Raw genomic sequence first — 17,658 nt, forward strand, 5'->3', positions numbered from 1 at the left:
ACTGCGGCATTGCCCCGCGACAACTTTCCCTGTAGTCAGGCCTCGATACAAGCAATGGAGAATAGGGTTCATGAGCCTGCTCGACAGCATCCGCAGCACGATCGTTCCCGTCCACAAGGAAGGCTATCCGTTCGTCGCCGCGTTCCTTGCCGGATCGTTCCTGCTCGGCTGGATCGCGGAACCGCTGTTCTGGATCGGCCTGATCCTGACCGCCTGGTGCGCCTACTTCTTCCGCGATCCGGAGCGCGTGACGCCACAGGACACCGATCTGGTGATCAGCCCCGCCGACGGCCGGGTCTCGTCGATCCAGATGGTCACTCCGCCGGAAGAACTCCATCTCGGCACCCAGCCGATGCTGCGGATTTCGGTCTTCATGAACGTCTTCAACTGCCATGTAAACCGCGCGCCCATGCGCGGCCGCATCTCCAACATCGTCTACCGCGAGGGCAGCTTTCTCAACGCCGAACTCGACAAGGCCAGCCAGGAAAACGAACGCAACGGCCTCGTCATCGAAACCGTTCACGGCAATATCGGCGTCGTGCAGATCGCCGGCCTGGTCGCCCGCCGGATCGTCTGCTGGTCCAACCCGTCCGACGCGGTCGAGGCAGGCGAGCGCTTCGGGCTGATCCGCTTCGGCTCGCGCCTCGATGTGTTTTTGCCAGCCGGTGCGGAACCACGCGTCTCGCTCGGCCAGACCGCGATTGCCGGCGAAACCGTACTTGCCGAGTTCGGCTCCGCGAAGGGACCGGTCCTCAGCCGCCGCAGCTGACGCAACAGGGAGGCCAGCATGGAATCGCCCAAGTCGGATATCGGTAGCGGCAATGACGAGGCCCGGGGACCGCGGCTCCGAGAAATTCCTCTCCGGCTTATCGTTCCGAACCTGATCACCGTTCTGGCGATCTGCGCCGGCCTCACAGGTGTGAGGCTCGCCTTCGAAGGTCGTTACGAACTGGCCGTTGCTATGGTTCTGGCGGCGGCGTTTCTCGATGGCATCGACGGGCGCGTTGCGCGGATGATGCGGGCGAGCTCCAAATTCGGAGCACAGATGGATTCGCTCGCCGACATCATCAATTTCGGCGTCGCCCCCGCCCTGGTTCTCTATGTCTACGTTCTGGATCAGGCGCGATCGCTGGGCTGGATCGCCGCCCTCATATACGCCATCGCCGCCGGTCTGCGCCTTGCCAGGTTCAACGTAATGGCGGAGCGCGAGCAGAAGGCAAAGTGGCAGTCGGAATATTTCGTCGGCGTTCCCGCCCCTGCCGGAGCTTTCCTCGTCCTGCTTCCGGTCTATGTCGGTTTCCTCGGCATGGAGCTCAACGAGACCTTTGCCTATGCCGGCGCAGTTTACACCATCCTGATCGCCTTCCTTCTGATCAGCCGCCTTCCCGTCTGGTCCGGAAAATCCGACAGCCAGAGGATTCGCCGCGATCTGGTTCTGCCGATGATCCTTGCGGTCGTGCTCTACGTGGCGCTGCTGATGAGCTTCACTTGGCAGGTCCTCGTGGTGACGGTGATTCTCTATCTCGCCACCCTGCCGCTTGGCGCCCGATCCTGGCACCGCCGCTATGGCACGCTGACGGTCGACGAAGAGCCCAGCGACGCCAACGATAGCGACATGGATCGTGGCATTTGATCCTCTGGAAGTAACTTCCGGGCCCTGCTCGCGAATTGTGCTCGATTTTTTCTTAATTTGACTTGCGTCCGTCACGGATTTGTCATGATCTGCGGCGAGACAGCGCCGAACGGACGCATGTCCAAGAAAAAATACGGGAAACAGCAAGGAAAGCCGTCAATGTCGACGAAGAGTAACGCCCCCCAACCGGCAAAAACCGATCTCGCGTCAAACTACCGACCTCTCGGCCTGAAGGCTGTGCTCGCAGCGGCGCTGATGCTGAAGCGGCCGACGAAGGCGAAGGCAGCGGCCTGACGGAAGCCGCACCCGCCGAGGGATCGGCGGCCTGCAGTTCTGATTTCAAAACAGCGACATCTGTCCACCACCGGCATCAGGCTTGGCAGCAGGGGGCGTTGATGCCTTGTCCTCGGCGACGGCTGTCTGCAGTTCCGGCCCCATATTCGCGACCTTGTTCACAAGGTTGGACACCGGGACCGCTTCGAAAAAATCCTCGTCGGTGGGTCGCATGAGATCCGTAACCTGACGGGGCTCCTGGGTCTTGCAATCCAGCCATCTGGCGAAATCCTCGGGTTGGATGACGACCGGCATGCGGTCGTGGATGCGGCCGATACTGTCGTTGGCGCCACAGGTAACGATGGCAGCCGTATCCATTTCCGATCCCTCTGCGGCGGACCAGGTTTCCATCAAGCCGGCGAACGCCACCAGTCCGCCGTGCTTCGGCCGGATCCAGTAGGCCTGGCTCTTTCGTCCGCTATCCTTTCCCGGCCGGTGCCACTCGTAGAAGCCGGAGGCGGGAATCAACACCCTCCGATGACGCATCGCGGCGCGAAACGAGGCCTTGTCGATCACCGTCTCCGAACGCGCATTGATCAACAACGGAAAGTCACGGGGATCCTTCACCCAGCCCGGTATGAGGCCCCATCGGGTCAGGAGCGCGCGACGGGTTGGAAGATTGCTTCCCGGCCCGGGCGGGTCGGCTGCGACGATCGTCAGGATCGGCTGCGTGGGCGCAATATTGTACCGTGGCGGAAACGCCTCGAGAGACGCCACGCCGGCGAACTCTGCTGCCTCTTCCGGTGTCGATGTCAGCGCAAAGCGGCCACACATGGTCTTGTTCCTCGTTCGACGTCTTCAGCTTCCGGCTGCCACCGCCGCCGTTTTCGGTCTATAGTGACTCGAAAGAGACTGCTCCAGCAAACCGAAACGATGCACTCATCCATTTCCCCTCCACCGCAAGCCGCCGCGTCCGCCATCGTGGAACAGGATGGGCGTCTGCTTCTCGTCAAGCGCCGCAATCCGCCCGCTGCCGATCTCTATGCATTTCCCGGTGGACGGTCCGAACCCGGTGAGACACCAGAGGAGACGGCGCTGCGCGAACTGTTCGAAGAGACCGGCGTCAGGGGACACAGCCCCTCCCTCTTTGCGGTCTACGATCTCAAGGGCGAAGGCGATGCGCCGGGGCAATCGACACATTTTTTCCTGTCCGTCTTCAGGGTCGAGATGGTCGAACGCGGTGAGGTGATGGCGGCCGATGACGCGCTGGAAGCGGGCTGGTTCGCCGTTGAAGACATCCCTCTTCTTCCCGTCCCTGCCTCGGTGCTCGAATGTGTTGGGCGACTGTCAGATGAACTGAGTGGCAGGAGACCCTGACATGACGCAGCGCCTTTTCATATTCGGCTTCGTAACGCTCTCATTTCTGGTAAGCGGCATTGCGGTGGCTCAGTCCGTGGTCGAGGAAGCACCAGCCGCAGCAGAGAAACCGGCACCCTACGACGAGCAATTGGCGCGCCTGTCGGAAATACTCGGCTCGCTTCACTATTTGCGCAATCTCTGCAATGGCGACGAGGAACCAGGCTGGCGCGAGGCCGCGCAAAAGCTGCTCGACACGGAGACCGCCAGCGAGCCGGCACGCCGAGCGCGTCTCGTCGCGGCGTTCAATCGCGGCTATCGATCGTTCGCCGCCACCCACTCCGTCTGCACCCCAGCCGCCATCTCGGCCGAGGAGCAATACCGTGCCGAAGGCGCAACACTCGCCGTTGAAATAACGGGCAGATACGGAAATTAGCGAATAATTAACCGGTTTCGGCGGCTGGCCGTGTCGTTTTAGGAAAAGGCTGTTAATGTTGTTAACAGGTGAGTAAGAACCGCATCATGCGAGGAAATAGTATGGAACCGCGCCGAAACGACATCGACGACATGATCGTGCATGAGAAGATGCAAGTGGCGCTCGAATACCAGAACGAGGCATGGGCAGACGGCGTGGCTGATGGCATCGAGCCGGAAATCATTGCCGATGCCGCATTTGCTCTCGCCATGCGCGAGACCATTCGGATCCACGGTGAAGACGGTGCTGAAGCCATTCTGGAATCCCTTCGGGAGCGGCTGCTCGCCGGAGAGTTTTCGCCAACGCGGCCGCTTCAGTAGACGCTCCATGCGTTGGCTTGCCGCAAACCTTCTGCTTCCCGCAGGACGGGTTAACCGGTATTTCCCAACTGTCGCGTTGGCGGCGCTGCTTGCTGTCATGCAAGCCCCGGCCTCGCACGCTCTCTCCGAACTGAATCCAGGCTCCACAACCAAGACACCGGCGTCGCCGCCGACCTCACCTGTCGTACCCGTGGCGCCTGAGGAAGACGACCTGCCGGCCGAAGGCATGGGAATTCCTGATCCCGATCCACTCGTCAATCGTGAGACTGTGCCCGGAGAGGAAGCGGATGTTTCCACCTCTGATCCCACTGTCGAATACCTCTTCGACATCGAGGCCGCGCCTGAGCCGGTTCGGCGCATGCGCGCGTTGATCGTCGAGGCAGCCGCCTCCGGCGACATTGAGCGGATCCGCCCGCTTCTGAACCCTGGTCCGAACCAGACACAGATTCCCGTCATCGGCGACCAGGAAGACTTGGTCGAGACGCTGAAGAGCTTGTCTGGCGATTCCGACGGGGTGGAGATCTTGGCGATCCTGCTCGACATCCTGCAGACCGGCTTCGTGCGGATCGATGCGGGAACCTCTGACGAAGTCTATGTCTGGCCTTATTTTGCCGAAAAGCAGATCGGCAACCTGACGCCACCAGAAAAGGTGGAACTCTTGAGAATCGTCACGGCCGGTGATCTTGAGGGCATGCAGGAGTATGGCAACTACAATTTCTTCCGCGTTGGAATCACACCCGACGGCGAATGGAAATTCTTTACGGCCGGGGACTAGACCCGGCGACTGTTGCCGTCGGTTTTCGATCTTGAAGCAGTGGCGGCGCGGTATCGTTCCGCCGGCAGGTTATCCACAGTTGAGTGCTGCATCCAGATCGTCGTTTTCTGCAGCTTTCGCGGATTGCAGTGGACCACTGACAGGGATTACATTTTCAGATGCCCTGTCCCGTTTCCCTGACCTTACAAATGCTTCGGCAGATCTACATATTCTGTTTACTGAACTGAAAGAATCGACGAATTCGGCCCTCGCCGAACCGGGCTGTGATGTGCATGACTTGCCCATGTCACATCAAAGACTTACTTCTCTTTCATCACCCAATCGGATGCTCACACAATGCCCGCAGCCTTCCTGCCCGACCATGTGCTGATCCGGGTCACCGGCCCGGAAGCAGAACACTTCCTGCAGAACCTCATCACCACCGACGTAGAAAGCCTGCCGACGGGAGAGGCCGTGCCCGGCGCGCTTCTGACACCGCAGGGGAAGATCCTGTTCGACTTCATCGTATGGCGCGAGGGAGATGGTTTCGCGCTGGATACGACCGACAGCCAGCGGGATGGGCTGATCAAGCGGCTGACAATGTATAAGCTCAGAAGCAAAGTGGAGATCACGCCGGCAGAGGATCCGGGCGTCACCGTTATCTGGGGAGACACCTATCCGGATGGGGCGGTGGAAGATGCACGGTTCGCCGCCGCAGGCATTCCGGTGGCGCGCCTGCCGGGCCGCCATGGCGAGCACCCGCGCGATGGCTACGAGGCCCTGCGCGTCCTCGCGGGTATCGTTGAATCGGGCCATGATTTTACGCTCGAGGATGCCTTCCCGCACGATATCGGTTTCGATCTCAATCGTGGTGTTTCCTTCAAGAAGGGCTGTTATGTCGGCCAGGAGGTGGTTTCGCGAATGCAGCATCGGGGAACCGCGCGACGCAGGACCGTCATCCTGTCAGCGGAAGCACCTCTGCCACCCGCCGGAACCACCATCACCGCAGCCGGCAAACCGATCGGGGAACTGGGCACGGTGGCGGGCACGCGCGGTCTTGCAATCGTCAGGATCGACCGGGCCGGAGAAGCCCTGGCAAGCGGCGCGGCCGTTCTTGCAGGCGACACGCCAGTCGATGCCATGCTTCCGAGCTGGACCGGCCTCTCCTTTCCGACGTCGTCCGAGGAAGCGTGAGCAATGGCGGATGCGCCTCAATCGAGCGTGCGGGCCTGGCAGCGCATGTTGTCGGGTCGGCGGCTTGACCTGCTAGACCCCTCACCGCTTGACGTCGAACTCTCCGATATCGCCCATGGTCTCGCGCGCGTTGCCCGATGGAACGGACAGACGCATGGCGACCACGCGTTTTCCGTCGCGCAGCATTCGCTTCTTGTGGAAATGATCTTTACCCACTGCAATCCGAAGGGGACTGCGGACGAGAAGCAGATGGCCCTTCTGCACGACGCCCCGGAATTCGTCATCGGCGACATGATTTCTCCATTCAAGGCCGTGGTCGGCGGCGGATACAAGACGGTCGAGAAGCGACTGGAAGCGGCGGTTCATCTTCGTTTCGGCCTGCCGGCGCATCCGGGCAAGGATCTCAAGGCACAGATCAAGAAGGCGGACCAGATCGCGGCCTATTTCGAAGCGACCGCACTTGCCGGCTTTTCGGAAGCCGAAGCACGGAAATTCTTCGGGCAGCCGCGCGGCTTTACCCGTGATATGCTGCCGATCGAGCCGATGGCGGCACCGGAGGCACAGGCGCGCTTCGCCCAACGATTCACAGAGATCGAGGACGAACGGGCACAGGAGGGAAAGTCCGCAAGATGAGCGCGATCATCGTTTCTCCCTTGTCACGGATCGCCGAGATGGCGGTGCGTCATGGCGCCCGCGACATGATCAGCCTGCTGGCAGAGAAACAGGACTTTCATCGGCCGGCGGTGATCCGCGCGGAGCGCCACCTGAAGCTCGGCATGAACGACATCGCATTTGCGGGAACCGGCGATCTCATCGCGCCCGCCGAAAGCCATGTCGATGAGATCATCGCCTTCGCCCGCAGTTGGGACCGGGAGACGCCGCTGCTCATCCATTGCTGGATGGGCGTCTCTCGCTCGCCGGCAGCGGCCCTGATCGCTTCGCTTGCCATTTCTCCGGACGAGGACGACGGGGCACTCGTTCAGCGTCTCAGGACAGCCTCACCGTTCGCGACGCCGAACGCGCGCCTCATCGCATTCGCTGATGCCCGTCTGGAACGCCAGGGACGCTTGATCGCGGCCGTGAAGGCGATGGGGCGCGGTGCTGATGCGGATGGAGACGCGCCTTTCGTGCTGCCGCTCTACACGCCGGCAATGGCATGAGCGGCCAACCCCGTCCGGAAATCGAAATCGGCCTTAATGCGGCAATTGTCGCGGTCAGCGAGAAGAGCCCGAAGATACTGGTGGTGGGTGACGCTGGCGACCTCGGCAGCCTGCCGTTCGGTCCTTTCGATCCGGAGCGGCACAGGACGATGGAAATGTCTCTGCGCGCAACCGTGGAGGCGCAGACAGCGCTCCATCTCGGTTACATAGAACAACTTTATACCTTCGGTGACCGAGGGCGATACCGGCAGGCGGGCGAAAGCGGTCCTCACCTCGTTTCGGTCGGCTATCTGGCCCTGACGCGCGGCGACGCCGACCAGAGCAGTCGCCTTCTGACATCAGGTGTCCACTGGCGGGACTGGTATGCCTATCTACCCTGGGAAGACTGGCGGAAGGGCCGTCCGGACCTGCTGGACAGTGTGATCCTTCCCCAGCTTGCCACATGGGCTGAGACACCGGCGACGGCGGCAAGCCGCGAGCCGACCGCATCGAGACGAGCCCGCATTCGCCTCGCCTTTGGGCTTGATGACTTTCCCTTCGATGACGAAAGAGTACTGGAGCGCTACGAACTTCTCTATGAGGCGGGTCTTCTGCAGGAGGCGGTCGCCGACGGTCGGGTCGAGGCGGACAAGGTATCACCGCCGCTTGGGCTTGCTATGCGGTTCGACCACCGACGCATCGCGGCCACGGCGCTCGCGCGCCTGCGCGGCAAGATCAAATACCGTCCCGTGGTCTTCGAACTGATGCAGCCCGAGTTCACCTTGACCGAGTTGCAGGCGACCGTTGAGGCGATCTCCGGGCGGCACCTGCACAAGCAGAACTTCCGCCGGCTGGTGGAAGGCGCGGAACTGGTGGAACCGACAGGCGTTTCGACAACGGCGACCGGTGGACGACCGGCCGCGCTGTTCCGCTTTCGCCGGCAAATCCTCGAGGAACGCCCCGCCCCCGGCCTCAAGGTCGGCAGTCGCTAGAAAGCCACAGGCGCGCACCCGTTCACCGTCGCCAGACGGAACAACGAGGAGCTCCCGCCGTATGGAAGATCAGGCCACAGAATTCTTTATCGCCACTCGCGCAGCATTAAGTCAGGCCAGTGCGCTGGCTGTCGAATATTCATTCTCGATCATCGGAGCGGTTCTGCTTCTAGTCATCGGATGGACGGCCGCTTCTCTGATTGCCGGCTGGGCCAGACGCGGGATGGCGCGAGTCAGAGGGATTGACGAAACACTGGCTGCCTTCTTCGCCAACTTCATCCGCTATGCCTTGCTGATCCTGGTCTTCATCGCCGTTCTCGGCCAGTTCGGCGTACAGACGGCGTCGATCATCGCGGCGCTCGGCGCGGCCGGCCTGGCGATCGGCCTTGCGCTCCAGGGAACGCTGCAGAACATCGCCGCAGGGATCATGCTCTTGGTTCTCCGCCCGTTCCGCGTAGGTGAATACATCGATACCGGTGGCATCTCGGGTATCGTTCGGGAGATCGGCCTCTTCGCCACCGAACTCAAGACGCCCGACGGCATGTATCGGCTGGCGCCGAATTCGACGCTCTGGAACGTGCCGATCACCAATTTCAGCCGCGAAAAGACCAGGCGTTTCGATCTCAATATCGGCATCGGCTACGAGGACGATATCTCGCAAGCTCAGGAGATCATGCTTGACCTCGCCAATGCCGACACGCGCGTGCTTGCCGATCCGGCAGCGGAGACATTTGTTCTCGAACTCGGCGACAGCGCCGTCGTGCTGACCTTGCGCTACTGGACCGCCGCGGCGGACTTCTGGCCGACATCCCGCGATCTGATCAAGTCGGTGAAGATCGCCTTCGACGAGAACGGCATTTCCATCCCGTTCCCGCAGGTTACCTACAGCGGCGCGCTGGCTGCCAAGATCGAGCCGCCTCGCGAGGAGGATGCCCGCCCGCGAGAGGTCGACGTCTAGGCAATTTCCACATCGAGGCCTATGTCGAGTGTTGGTGCCGCCATGGTGATTTTCGATGTCGAGATGTAATCGACCCCGCTCTCGGCGATCGCGCCGATGGTCCGCAGGTTGACGTTGCCGGATGCCTCGAGCTGAACGCGCGAGGCCGCGGCGTCATAATCCACCTCGGAAAGTCCAGCATGCGCGCGGTTGATCTCCACCGCCTGGCGCAAGAGGTCCGGCCCCATGTTGTCGAGCAGGATAACATCCGGCCGGGCCGTCAGCGCTTCGCGCATCTGGTCGAGGCTGTCGACTTCCACCTCGATGCGGACGAGATGCCCGACATAGGCCCGCGCGGCCAGAACGGCGCTCGCCACACCACCGGATACGGCGATGTGGTTGTCCTTGATCAGGACAGCATCATCGAGGCCGAAGCGGTGGTTCGAGCCGCCACCAAGTCGCACGGCATATTTTTCAAGCGCGCGCAGACCCGGCAGTGTCTTGCGAGTGCAGGTGACACGGGCGCGGGTATGGGCGATCTCGGCGGCGAAACGGGCGGTGTAGCTCGCGACGCCGGACAGGTGCATAAGGAAATTCAGAGCGACGCGTTCGGCGGAGAGAATCGACCTTGCCGGTCCGCTGACTTCCGCCAGCGGCTGGCCTGGGGTCACCGTATCGCCATCCTTCACCAGCGCGTTGAACCAAACCTCTGCATCGACGAGCCTGAATGCCGTCCGGGCGATTTCGATGCCAGCGACGACTCCGTGCTCCCTCGTGTTCAATTTGGCTGTCGCCGTCAGTTCAGGGCGAATGGTGGAATAGGTGGTGATATCACCGGCCCGACCTAAGTCCTCGATGAGGGCGGCGCGCACCTGATCCTCGACCATCAGCGGCGGGAGAACGGGGCGAAGCGGTTCAGTGGTCATGTCTACTCCTTGATCGGCGTGTCAGCCTGCGGCTTCGCTGACAATGCGATCGGCTTCCTTCAGTGTCATGAATGTCCGGTGGCGCCAGATATCACGGGGTTCGGCGAAATCAGAGCGGTAATGGCCGCCGCGGCTTTCCTCACGCGAAAGAGCGCCGGCGGCGATGAGTTTCGCGGTCGCGGCGATCGCCGCGAAGCGGATACGACCGTTTTCCTTTTCCAGTCGAAGGATCGTCCGCGACAGTGCGCACAGGCCGGCGCGATTGCGGATAACGCCGGCGTGGGTCGACATGGCCGCGCGCAGCTCTTTGAGTTGCGGACTGTCCTCCAGCGTCACCAGTTCGTCATTCTCCCCGGCCGTCTTCGGCCATTCGTAGAGGCTTGCTTCGGGCAGCATGCCCTTGATGCTTTCGGCGATGCGAGCTGCGAAGACGACCGCTTCGAGCAGCGAGTTGGAGGCCAGACGATTGGCGCCGTGGACGCCGGTAGAGGTCACCTCGCCGGCCGCGTAGAGACCGTCGATCGTGGTGCGGCCATCGGCATCCACCAGGACACCGCCCATGTGATAATGAGCCGCCGGCACGACCGGGATCGGTTCCGACGAGGGATCGACGCCGGCCGCTCGGCAGGAGGAATAGACGGTCGGGAAGAGTTCGGCGAAGCGGGCGCCTATCGCCTTCGTGCAGTCGAGAAAGGCGCCACGCCCGGCCGCCACTTCGGCAAAAACGCCACGGGCGACGACGTCACGGGGGGCGAGTTCGGCATCCGGATGAAGGGCGGCCATGAAGCGCTCACCGGCGGCATTGACGAGGATCGCACCGTCACCACGCAAGGCCTCGGTGGCGAGCGGGGCCGGATCGTTGCCGATATTGATGGCGGTCGGGTGGAACTGCACGAATTCCGGGTCGGCGATCATGGCGCCGGCCTTAGCCACCATGCCGAGACCGGTACCGCGTGCCTCGGCCGGATTGGTCGTGACCTGATAGAGATGGCCGATGCCGCCGGAGCAGAGTACGACAGCACGGGCGGGAAACGCGACGCGGGTCTTCGACTGGCCGGCGTCTGGCCGTGCGACGACGCCGGCGACGAACTTACCCTCGGTCATGATCTCCTCGACCACGTAGCCTTCCATGACCCGGATCGACGGCGTGTTGCGGACGGCGGCGATCAGCGCCTCCATGATCGCCTTGCCCGCCATGTCTCCCCTCACCCGGACGATGCGCCGCTCCGAATGGGCTGCCTCCCGCGACAGCAGGAGGTGTCCCTCAAGGTCCTTGTCGAACGGGACGCCGTAACCAAGCAGGTCGCGGATCCGTTCCGGTCCCTCGGACACCATCAGACGCGCCATCTTCTCGTCGACAATGCCGGCGCCCGCCGTCAGTGTGTCCGCGAGGTGCTTGTCGTAGCTGTCGCCCTCGCTCATCGCCGCAGCAATGCCGCCCTGGGCCCAGGCAGAAGAAGCGCCATGACCGATCGGCGCGGCCGCGAGCACCGTTACCGGACGCGGCGCGAGCTTCAGGGCGCAGAACAGGCCAGCAAGGCCGCCGCCGACAATGACGATGTCGTCGATGCCCTGCCAGGACTGCGGCCGGATGGATTCGATATTGGTTGCCATGGACTGTCACTTCTCCGGCGGCTGCCGGCACATCAGTTCTTCAGGTTGATCATCCGTTCGACCGCAAGGCGAGCCCGACCGGCAATGGCTGGATCGACGGTCACTTCCTCCGTCATGTTGAGCAGGCTGTCGAGGATCTTCGGCAGCGTGATGCGCTTCATGTGCGGACAGAGATTGCAAGGCTTCACGAAGTCGACGTCGGGAACTTCGGCCTGGATATTGGAGGCCATGGAGCATTCCGTGACGAGCAACACGCGGCCCGGACGCTTTGTCCGGACATAGTCGATCATGCCGGATGTCGAGCCGGCATAGTCGGAGACCTCCAGCACGCTTGGATGGCATTCCGGATGGGCGACGATCTCGATCGACGGATCGGCCTCCTTGTAGGCGAGCAGTTCCTCGGCGGTGAACCGCTCGTGGACCTCACAGTGCCCCTTCCAGGTGAGGATTTTTTTCTTGGTCTGGCGGGCGACGTTCATGGCCAGATATTCATCCGGAATGCACAAGACGGTGTCGCTCTCCAGACTGTCGACGACAGCGACGGCATTGGAAGAGGTGCAGCAGATGTCGGTCTCGGCCTTCACGTCGGCCGACGTATTGACGTAGGTCACCACGGGAACGCTTGGATAACGGGCTTTGAGGGCACGCACATCGGCGCCCGTGATCGATTCCGACAGGGAGCAACCGGCTCGGCTGTCCGGGATGAGAACCGTCTTGTCCGGATTGAGGAGCTTCGAGGTCTCGGCCATGAAGTGAACGCCGCACTGGACGATGATCTCGGCATCGACCCGCGTTGCGTCGCGGGCGAGTTGCAGCGAATCGCCCTTGATGTCGGCAACGCAGTGGAAGATATCCGGCGTCTGGTAGTTGTGCGCGAGGATGACGGCGTTGCGCTCTTTCTTCAGCCGGTTGATGGCGTGCACATAGGGCGCGAAGACCGGCCACTCGATGGCGGGAATGAAATCACGAACGCGTTCGTAGAGATGTTCGGTTTCCTTGGCGACAGCGGGTGTGTAGCGCAGATCGGGACGTTCGAGAACCCCGAAGCGGCCGGCGGCGGAAGGTGTGTTTTCGCGCACACGTGCGCTCAGGTTTCCAGCCATATCAACCTCACTCCCTAACTTATACTCAAATTGAGTATAAGTTATTCCAAAGAAAACCGGCGATCGCCGGTGCATTCGATTTAGAAAGTTTTGTGACAGATTGCAAGGGCGCCGCCCCCCTGGCCTATGGCGCCCTTCTGCAAACAGAAGACGTCAGAGATTGAAAGAGACCTCCCCGGACGCGTCGCCGCCGGTCTCTTCGAATGTGCGGTATCTGTCGACGATGACGGCAATCTGGTCGAGCACGTCGAACAGACTGACGGTATCGTCGCCACTCGCCGCCCCCGTAGCGAGAGGATCCGTGACACTCAACGAGGAAATCTTCGCCGAGGCTCCGGTAGCGGCATTTTCGACAAGAACCGTCGGATCCTGGGTTCTGCCGCCGGTGTCGCCGGCTGCCGCCTGCTCCTCCGCACTGACGACGCCGTCGCCGTTGCGGTCGAGACCCAGCGTGGAATTCAGGCTAGCCGAACCCGGCAGTGAAGTGATGCTAGTCATGCATACCTCCTGAAAAAGGATTTTGAAAAAGAATCGCCCTCCTACTCGGACTCCTGAAGGCTAGACCGAGTTACGGAGATTCCGGCGACTGGTCAAAACGCGAATAATTGTTCACTAGAATTAGGTTCATGCCCACTATTCTTGATGGAACTGGCGCGCAAAACGGCATCTGCCGTGTTTGCAGCCGTCACTCCGTGCCAGTAAGGAGGGATGCAGGCAACGATTCCGGAAGAAGGCGTGACAGACATGGAAGCGACACGGGCATTCGCGCCGTTCGAAGAGCTTGCCGGAGCCCTGCTCGGACATGCCTTTTCCGCCGATGACGGCGCACACGACCTCGCCCACCTCGTCCGGGTGTTCCGTAACGCCATGCGAATTCATGCGAATGAAGGCGGAGACGGACGCATTCTGGCGGCAGCGGTGCTGCTGCACGATTGCGTTTCGGTGGAAAAGAATTCGCCGCTACGGTCCCAGGCCTCAAGGCTGGCTGCGGAGAAGGCGCGACAGCTGCTCGCGGAACTCGGCTGGGGCGCGAGAGACGTCGAGGCCGTCACCCACGCGATCGCCGCACACAGCTTCTCCGCCGGCATTAGACCTGAGACGATCGAGGCAAAAATCCTGCAGGATGCGGACAGACTAGACGCGATCGGGATGGTCGGCGCCGCCCGGTGCTTCTACATCGCCGGACGTATGGGCTCGTCGCTGTACGACCCGTTCGACCCGAAGGCCGAGAACCGTCCACTAGACGACAAGACCTTTGCAATCGATCATTTTCCCGCCAAGCTCTTCAAGCTCGCGGATGGCTTCCAGACCGACACCGGTCGGATTATCGCGCGCGAGCGCCACCAGAGGCTCGAGACGATACTCGAGCTCTTTCTCGACGAAATCTGAGGATAAACCATGCAGGTCAGCGCCCTTAATATCTACCCCTTCAAGAGCGCACGTGGAATTGCAATTCCCGCCGCCGAGGTCGACGCACGCGGCCTGCTCGGCGACCGGCGGATGATGCTGGTCGACCCGTCAGGCCACTTCATCACCCAGCGCGAATTGCCCGCCCTGGCGCGGCTGACCGCGATCCCGGGCAATGCGACCCTGACGCTGCGGCTCGATGACGGACGCGAGATCATGGTGGCCCCGCCGCATCCCGACCGGCGAATGGATGTGGCGATCTGGAAGTCGATCGTCAACGCCGCCGTCGCGGCCGATACCGTCAATGCCAGGCTATCGGAATGGTTCGGACGGGAGGTCCGGCTGGTTTTCTTCGACGGCGGTGCGCAGCGAACAGCAAGCGCGGAATGGGCCGGCGCCGACAGCCCTGTCACCTTCTCCGACGGATACCAGATTCTCGTGACGACCACGGGATCGCTCGAAGCGCTGAACGCCGACATGGCGGCCCACGGAGAAGGCAGTGTCGGCATGGACCGCTTCCGCCCGAACATCGTGATCGAACACGATGAACCCTGGGCGGAGGATACATGGGCGGCGATCGAGATTGCCGGCCTCCGGCTCGACCTCGTCAAACCCTGCCCGCGCTGCATCATGACCACGCAGGACCAGCAGACCGGATTGAGGGACGGCGCCGACCCGATGCCCGCCATGGGCCGCATCCGCATGTCTGCCGACCGCCGGGTGCCCGGTCCGCTGTTCGGCTGGAACGCCGTGCCGCAGGGGGCCGGCCGGATTTCCATCGGCGACAGCGTGCGCGTCGTCGCGGAACGGCCCGAGGGTTGGGCGTTCAAGCAACGATAAGGCCCGGCCTGATCATCATCAATTCGGCTGATCCACCGTTCACCAGAATGCGCTGGTCGGCCGGCGGGTGTCGTTTTATCGTCCTCCCACGATAAAGGGACGACTCCGCCATGAACACCGCCTCCGCACGCGCCTCCATGCCCTGGCTCATCATCATCGCCGGCTCGCTGATCGCGATGCTGACCTTCGGGCCGCGATCGGCCATGGGCTTCTTCCAATTGCCGATGCTTGCCGATACCGGCTGGGATCGCTCCACCTTCGGGCTAGCGATGGCGATACAGAACCTCTGCTGGGGTCTTGGACAGCCGTTCTTCGGTGCCTTGGCGGACAGGTACGGCACCGGCCGCGTGCTGGCGCTGTCGGCCGTCCTCTACTCCAGCGGCCTGCTGATCATGGCGCATGCGACCGATCCGGTCTGGCTGCACATTGGCGGCGGCGTGCTGGTCGGCCTGGGCGTCGCCTCGGGTTCGTTCGGCATCATCCTGTCCGCGTTCGCCCGTAACGTAACACCGGCGCAGCGTTCACTCGCCTTCGGGATCGGCACCGCGGCCGGGTCGGCTGGCATGTTTCTCTTTGCACCGCTGAGCCAGGGCCTGATCTCGACATTCGGATGGTCGGACAGCCTCGTCTATCTCGGCATCCTGATGCTGCTGGTGCCTTTGCTTGCGATCCCTCTACGCGGCAATGCCAACTCCGGCAGCCAGTCACAGACAAGCGTCCAGCAGACCGTATCAGAGGCGTTGCGCGAGGCGCTCGGGCACCGCAGCTACGTCCTGCTCATCAGCGGCTTCTTCGTCTGCGGCTTCCAGGTCGCATTCATCACCGCCCACTTCCCGGCCTATCTCGGCGACATCGGGATCGAGGCGCGATACGCGGTGATCGCCATGGCACTGATCGGCTTCTTCAATATCATCGGCTCTTTAGCCGCCGGCGTGATCGGGCAGCGTTATTCAAAGCCCTATTTCCTGGCGCTTATCTATATCGGCCGGTCTATCGCCATCACGGCATTCCTGCTCCTGCCGCAGTCCCCGGCTTCTGTGATCATCTTTGCCGGTGTCATGGGTCTACTCTGGCTCTCGACCGTTCCGCCCACCAATGCGCTTGTCGCCATCATGTTCGGCACGCGCCATCTTGGCCTGCTGGGCGGCGTCGTGTTTCTGTCCCATCAGATCGGATCGTTCCTGGGTGTCTGGATGGGCGGAGAACTCTACGACCGGTTTGGGTCCTATGACGGCGTATGGTGGTTCGGCGTGGCGCTCGGCCTCTTCGCGGCCGTCGTTCACTGGCCGATCCGGGAGCGCGCCGTCGACCGTCCCATGCTTGCCTCCGCCTGAGCACCATTCGAACATGAATCTCAACCTCCCTATATTCAGGGAGGTTTTTTGCTGCATTGCAGTTATGTGACAGGCAGTCACAGAAAATGATTTTATTTATTCAAGTTGGACCGTTGACGGCCGGCAGGCGACTACCTACCTTAATCTCGCCGGATTGAACCGGCACAAGCGCAGACACAAGCCGACGCAACAGCGCGGCTTTTTTGGAAATAACGCCGTGAAGGAGGTTAGCGACATGCGCGATGTATCCCGCCAAGCTACGTGCTCCTGGCATCTTATCCCGCTCGACGAGTCGAACGCCATGTGGCGAAAAACCTGTCGAATGTGACCTGATCGAAGTTTAGCGACACATCAAAATTCGAAAGCTCAGGCCCGGTGCGACAGCGCACAGGCGGGGAAGTTTATTATGGAAAAGCAAGTCGTGGAATATGCCGGCATCCCTGTCGGGATTTCGGTTGCCGAGGGTGATAGGATCAAGTTCATCGCTGTCAAGTTTCCAGTCATCGATCTTGACGGCGCCACCTATGGCAATATCGAGGAGTTGCAGCGTGCCATACACGTGCACATGCAATCCACATCCGGTGCATCTCAGCCGTTCGCTGCTGGTGCCGGTCCAGCAAGGTCAGAGGTCGCCAAGGCCTTCAACGTGGCCTGAAGAAAGCCTTCGCGCGCCGCGCCGGGTTCAATCCCGCGCGGCTCGTAGACATGCCGCGCCAGGAAATGCCCGGTCAGCCGGAAGCCCTCCAATAGTCCTTCTCGATCCGCCGAGACCCGGGTCTCCGTAGAGAGGAAACCTGGAAGTGCCAGCATCTTGTCGGCATAGGGCCGACCCGCATCGCGACAGACGGCGCGACCTGATTTTGGAGACACGTATATCAGATCCCGCCGCTCCCCGGTTGCCGCGCACTGGTCGAGGTCCAGCCCGAAACCCAGATCGTTCAACACCGCGAGCTCGAACCGAATGAAGAGTTCGCCCGCCGCCGCTGGCTCATCCAGGTGATCGAGAATGATATCGAGCGCCTCGTAGAGATGCGGGTGGGGATCGCGCTCGGGCAGGAGCCGGACCAGCGCGGCCAGAGCCTGGACGCCATAGACGCTCTGCGCGCGCTCCATCAATTGGGCGGCCCGCAGTTTCACCGGCTCGATGCGAAACTCGCCGAGGTGCTCGTCAAGTCGCGCGCGCCAGGTCACATCGAACCGGTTGCCGGGCTGAAGGACAGGCTGCATCGACCGCGAACGGCCACCGCGCACCATTCCGAGATGACGTCCCCGATCACGGGTCATCACCTCGGCGATGACGCTCGTTTCGCCGTGGCGGCGCACGCCCAGAAGGATTGCCTCGTCGGTCCATTGCATGGAGC

22 protein-coding genes are annotated in these 17,658 nt (G+C 62.0%); 16 read left to right on the forward strand and 6 right to left on the reverse strand.

Annotated features, from left to right (window positions below; genetic code table 11):
- Positions 1–61 precede the first annotated feature (61 nt).
- The 3 genes from J5J10_RS10950 (at position 62) to J5J10_RS22630 (ending at position 1,927) form a co-directional block, all read left to right on the forward strand.
- A complete protein-coding gene (locus tag J5J10_RS10950) occupies positions 62–769 on the forward strand; it encodes a phosphatidylserine decarboxylase (protein ID WP_348646478.1) in 708 nt (235 codons plus the stop codon).
- Between the two features lie 18 nt (positions 770–787).
- A complete protein-coding gene (pssA, locus tag J5J10_RS10955; protein ID WP_208549089.1) occupies positions 788–1,633 on the forward strand; it encodes a CDP-diacylglycerol--serine O-phosphatidyltransferase in 846 nt (281 codons plus the stop codon).
- Between the two features lie 159 nt (positions 1,634–1,792).
- Entirely contained in the window at positions 1,793–1,927 is a 135-nt protein-coding gene (locus J5J10_RS22630) for a hypothetical protein (protein ID WP_282959986.1), read from the forward strand.
- A gap of 45 nt (positions 1,928–1,972) precedes the next feature.
- Here the strand turns inward: J5J10_RS22630 and J5J10_RS10960 are convergent, their stop codons facing one another.
- Positions 1,973–2,740, reverse strand: a complete 768-nt coding sequence (locus J5J10_RS10960) for an SOS response-associated peptidase (protein ID WP_211929893.1) — start codon at positions 2,738–2,740, stop codon at positions 1,973–1,975.
- A 99-nt stretch (positions 2,741–2,839) separates the two neighbouring features.
- On the opposite strand from J5J10_RS10960, the gene J5J10_RS10965 reads away from it, so the two are divergent.
- From J5J10_RS10965 to J5J10_RS11005, 9 genes are all read left to right on the forward strand, one after another.
- Entirely contained in the window at positions 2,840–3,283 is a 444-nt protein-coding gene (locus J5J10_RS10965) for an NUDIX hydrolase (RefSeq protein ID WP_211929894.1), read from the forward strand.
- Position 3,284: 1 nt separating this feature from the next.
- The gene (locus J5J10_RS10970) at positions 3,285–3,698 is read left to right on the forward strand and encodes a TIGR02301 family protein (RefSeq protein ID WP_211929895.1); all 414 of its coding nucleotides are present in this window, start codon (positions 3,285–3,287) and stop codon (positions 3,696–3,698) included.
- A gap of 101 nt (positions 3,699–3,799) precedes the next feature.
- Positions 3,800–4,057: a hypothetical protein gene (locus tag J5J10_RS10975; RefSeq protein ID WP_208549085.1), complete on the forward strand. Its 258-nt coding sequence runs from the start codon at positions 3,800–3,802 to the stop codon at positions 4,055–4,057.
- Positions 4,058–4,064: 7 nt separating this feature from the next.
- Positions 4,065–4,832, forward strand: coding sequence for a hypothetical protein (locus J5J10_RS10980; protein ID WP_211929896.1), 768 nt, complete (start codon positions 4,065–4,067; stop codon positions 4,830–4,832).
- Positions 4,833–5,168: 336 nt separating this feature from the next.
- Positions 5,169–6,005 (forward strand): folate-binding protein YgfZ, encoded by an 837-nt coding sequence (locus J5J10_RS10985; RefSeq protein ID WP_211929897.1) that lies wholly within the window; start codon positions 5,169–5,171, stop codon positions 6,003–6,005.
- A gap of 3 nt (positions 6,006–6,008) precedes the next feature.
- Positions 6,009–6,638 carry an HD family hydrolase gene (locus J5J10_RS10990; protein ID WP_211929898.1) on the forward strand — a complete coding sequence of 210 codons (630 nt, stop codon included), beginning with the start codon at positions 6,009–6,011 and terminating at the stop codon, positions 6,636–6,638.
- Positions 6,635–7,165, forward strand: a complete 531-nt coding sequence (locus J5J10_RS10995) for a tyrosine phosphatase family protein (RefSeq protein WP_211929899.1) — start codon at positions 6,635–6,637, stop codon at positions 7,163–7,165. Before J5J10_RS10990 ends, J5J10_RS10995 begins: the two co-directional genes overlap by 4 nt.
- A complete protein-coding gene (locus tag J5J10_RS11000) occupies positions 7,162–8,136 on the forward strand; it encodes an NAD regulator (RefSeq protein WP_211929900.1) in 975 nt (324 codons plus the stop codon). Before J5J10_RS10995 ends, J5J10_RS11000 begins: the two co-directional genes overlap by 4 nt.
- 61 nt (positions 8,137–8,197) lie before the next feature.
- The gene (locus J5J10_RS11005; RefSeq protein WP_211929901.1) at positions 8,198–9,094 is read left to right on the forward strand and encodes a mechanosensitive ion channel domain-containing protein; all 897 of its coding nucleotides are present in this window, start codon (positions 8,198–8,200) and stop codon (positions 9,092–9,094) included.
- Here J5J10_RS11005 and nadC read toward each other — a convergent pair.
- From nadC to J5J10_RS11025, 4 genes are all read right to left on the reverse strand, one after another.
- A complete protein-coding gene (gene nadC / locus J5J10_RS11010) occupies positions 9,091–9,999 on the reverse strand; it encodes a carboxylating nicotinate-nucleotide diphosphorylase (RefSeq protein WP_211929902.1) in 909 nt (302 codons plus the stop codon). The two genes, J5J10_RS11005 and nadC, sit on opposite strands and share 4 nt — an antisense overlap.
- 21 nt (positions 10,000–10,020) lie before the next feature.
- Positions 10,021–11,613 (reverse strand): L-aspartate oxidase, encoded by a 1,593-nt coding sequence (locus J5J10_RS11015; RefSeq protein ID WP_211929903.1) that lies wholly within the window; start codon positions 11,611–11,613, stop codon positions 10,021–10,023.
- Between the two features lie 32 nt (positions 11,614–11,645).
- The gene (gene nadA / locus J5J10_RS11020) at positions 11,646–12,716 is read right to left on the reverse strand and encodes a quinolinate synthase NadA (protein ID WP_211929904.1); all 1,071 of its coding nucleotides are present in this window, start codon (positions 12,714–12,716) and stop codon (positions 11,646–11,648) included.
- Between the two features lie 153 nt (positions 12,717–12,869).
- Entirely contained in the window at positions 12,870–13,214 is a 345-nt protein-coding gene (locus J5J10_RS11025) for a hypothetical protein (RefSeq protein WP_211929905.1), read from the reverse strand.
- A gap of 246 nt (positions 13,215–13,460) precedes the next feature.
- On the opposite strand from J5J10_RS11025, the gene J5J10_RS11030 reads away from it, so the two are divergent.
- From J5J10_RS11030 to J5J10_RS11045, 4 genes are all read left to right on the forward strand, one after another.
- Positions 13,461–14,105: an HD domain-containing protein gene (locus J5J10_RS11030; protein WP_211931210.1), complete on the forward strand. Its 645-nt coding sequence runs from the start codon at positions 13,461–13,463 to the stop codon at positions 14,103–14,105.
- 9 nt (positions 14,106–14,114) lie between these two features.
- A complete protein-coding gene (locus tag J5J10_RS11035; protein WP_211929906.1) occupies positions 14,115–14,963 on the forward strand; it encodes an MOSC domain-containing protein in 849 nt (282 codons plus the stop codon).
- 110 nt (positions 14,964–15,073) lie between these two features.
- Positions 15,074–16,297 (forward strand): MFS transporter, encoded by a 1,224-nt coding sequence (locus J5J10_RS11040; RefSeq protein ID WP_211929907.1) that lies wholly within the window; start codon positions 15,074–15,076, stop codon positions 16,295–16,297.
- Positions 16,298–16,703: 406 nt separating this feature from the next.
- Positions 16,704–16,952: a hypothetical protein gene (locus tag J5J10_RS11045; RefSeq protein WP_211931307.1), complete on the forward strand. Its 249-nt coding sequence runs from the start codon at positions 16,704–16,706 to the stop codon at positions 16,950–16,952.
- Here J5J10_RS11045 and recO read toward each other — a convergent pair.
- The gene (gene recO, locus J5J10_RS11050; RefSeq protein WP_211929908.1) at positions 16,886–17,653 is read right to left on the reverse strand and encodes a DNA repair protein RecO; all 768 of its coding nucleotides are present in this window, start codon (positions 17,651–17,653) and stop codon (positions 16,886–16,888) included. The two genes, J5J10_RS11045 and recO, sit on opposite strands and share 67 nt — an antisense overlap.
- Between the last annotated feature and the right edge of the window lie 5 nt (positions 17,654–17,658).

The sequence above is a fragment of the Ciceribacter sp. L1K23 genome, assembly GCF_018122705.1.
GTDB lineage: Bacteria > Pseudomonadota > Alphaproteobacteria > Rhizobiales > Rhizobiaceae > Allorhizobium.

Excerpts from the sequence above, each read along its gene's own strand:
- J5J10_RS10985 (WP_211929897.1), top strand. The coding sequence starts at position 5,169 with ATGCCCGCAGCCTTCCTGCCCGACCATGTGCTGATCCGGGTCACCGGC.
- recO (WP_211929908.1), bottom strand. The coding sequence starts at position 17,653 with ATGCAATGGACCGACGAGGCAATCCTTCTGGGCGTGCGCCGCCACGGC.
- J5J10_RS11005 (WP_211929901.1), top strand. The coding sequence starts at position 8,198 with ATGGAAGATCAGGCCACAGAATTCTTTATCGCCACTCGCGCAGCATTA.
- J5J10_RS11030 (WP_211931210.1), top strand. The coding sequence starts at position 13,461 with ATGGAAGCGACACGGGCATTCGCGCCGTTCGAAGAGCTTGCCGGAGCC.
- J5J10_RS11015 (WP_211929903.1), bottom strand. The coding sequence starts at position 11,613 with ATGGCAACCAATATCGAATCCATCCGGCCGCAGTCCTGGCAGGGCATC.
- J5J10_RS11035 (WP_211929906.1), top strand. The coding sequence starts at position 14,115 with ATGCAGGTCAGCGCCCTTAATATCTACCCCTTCAAGAGCGCACGTGGA.
- J5J10_RS10970 (WP_211929895.1), top strand. The coding sequence starts at position 3,285 with ATGACGCAGCGCCTTTTCATATTCGGCTTCGTAACGCTCTCATTTCTG.
- nadC (WP_211929902.1), bottom strand. The coding sequence starts at position 9,999 with ATGACCACTGAACCGCTTCGCCCCGTTCTCCCGCCGCTGATGGTCGAG.
- J5J10_RS11000 (WP_211929900.1), top strand. The coding sequence starts at position 7,162 with ATGAGCGGCCAACCCCGTCCGGAAATCGAAATCGGCCTTAATGCGGCA.
- J5J10_RS10960 (WP_211929893.1), bottom strand. The coding sequence starts at position 2,740 with ATGTGTGGCCGCTTTGCGCTGACATCGACACCGGAAGAGGCAGCAGAG.
- pssA (WP_208549089.1), top strand. The coding sequence starts at position 788 with ATGGAATCGCCCAAGTCGGATATCGGTAGCGGCAATGACGAGGCCCGG.
- J5J10_RS22630 (WP_282959986.1), top strand. The coding sequence starts at position 1,793 with ATGTCGACGAAGAGTAACGCCCCCCAACCGGCAAAAACCGATCTCGCG.
- J5J10_RS10995 (WP_211929899.1), top strand. The coding sequence starts at position 6,635 with ATGAGCGCGATCATCGTTTCTCCCTTGTCACGGATCGCCGAGATGGCG.
- J5J10_RS11045 (WP_211931307.1), top strand. The coding sequence starts at position 16,704 with ATGGAAAAGCAAGTCGTGGAATATGCCGGCATCCCTGTCGGGATTTCG.
- J5J10_RS10990 (WP_211929898.1), top strand. The coding sequence starts at position 6,009 with ATGGCGGATGCGCCTCAATCGAGCGTGCGGGCCTGGCAGCGCATGTTG.
- J5J10_RS10965 (WP_211929894.1), top strand. The coding sequence starts at position 2,840 with ATGCACTCATCCATTTCCCCTCCACCGCAAGCCGCCGCGTCCGCCATC.
- J5J10_RS11025 (WP_211929905.1), bottom strand. The coding sequence starts at position 13,214 with ATGACTAGCATCACTTCACTGCCGGGTTCGGCTAGCCTGAATTCCACG.
- J5J10_RS10975 (WP_208549085.1), top strand. The coding sequence starts at position 3,800 with ATGGAACCGCGCCGAAACGACATCGACGACATGATCGTGCATGAGAAG.
- nadA (WP_211929904.1), bottom strand. The coding sequence starts at position 12,716 with ATGGCTGGAAACCTGAGCGCACGTGTGCGCGAAAACACACCTTCCGCC.
- J5J10_RS11040 (WP_211929907.1), top strand. The coding sequence starts at position 15,074 with ATGAACACCGCCTCCGCACGCGCCTCCATGCCCTGGCTCATCATCATC.
- J5J10_RS10980 (WP_211929896.1), top strand. The coding sequence starts at position 4,065 with ATGCGTTGGCTTGCCGCAAACCTTCTGCTTCCCGCAGGACGGGTTAAC.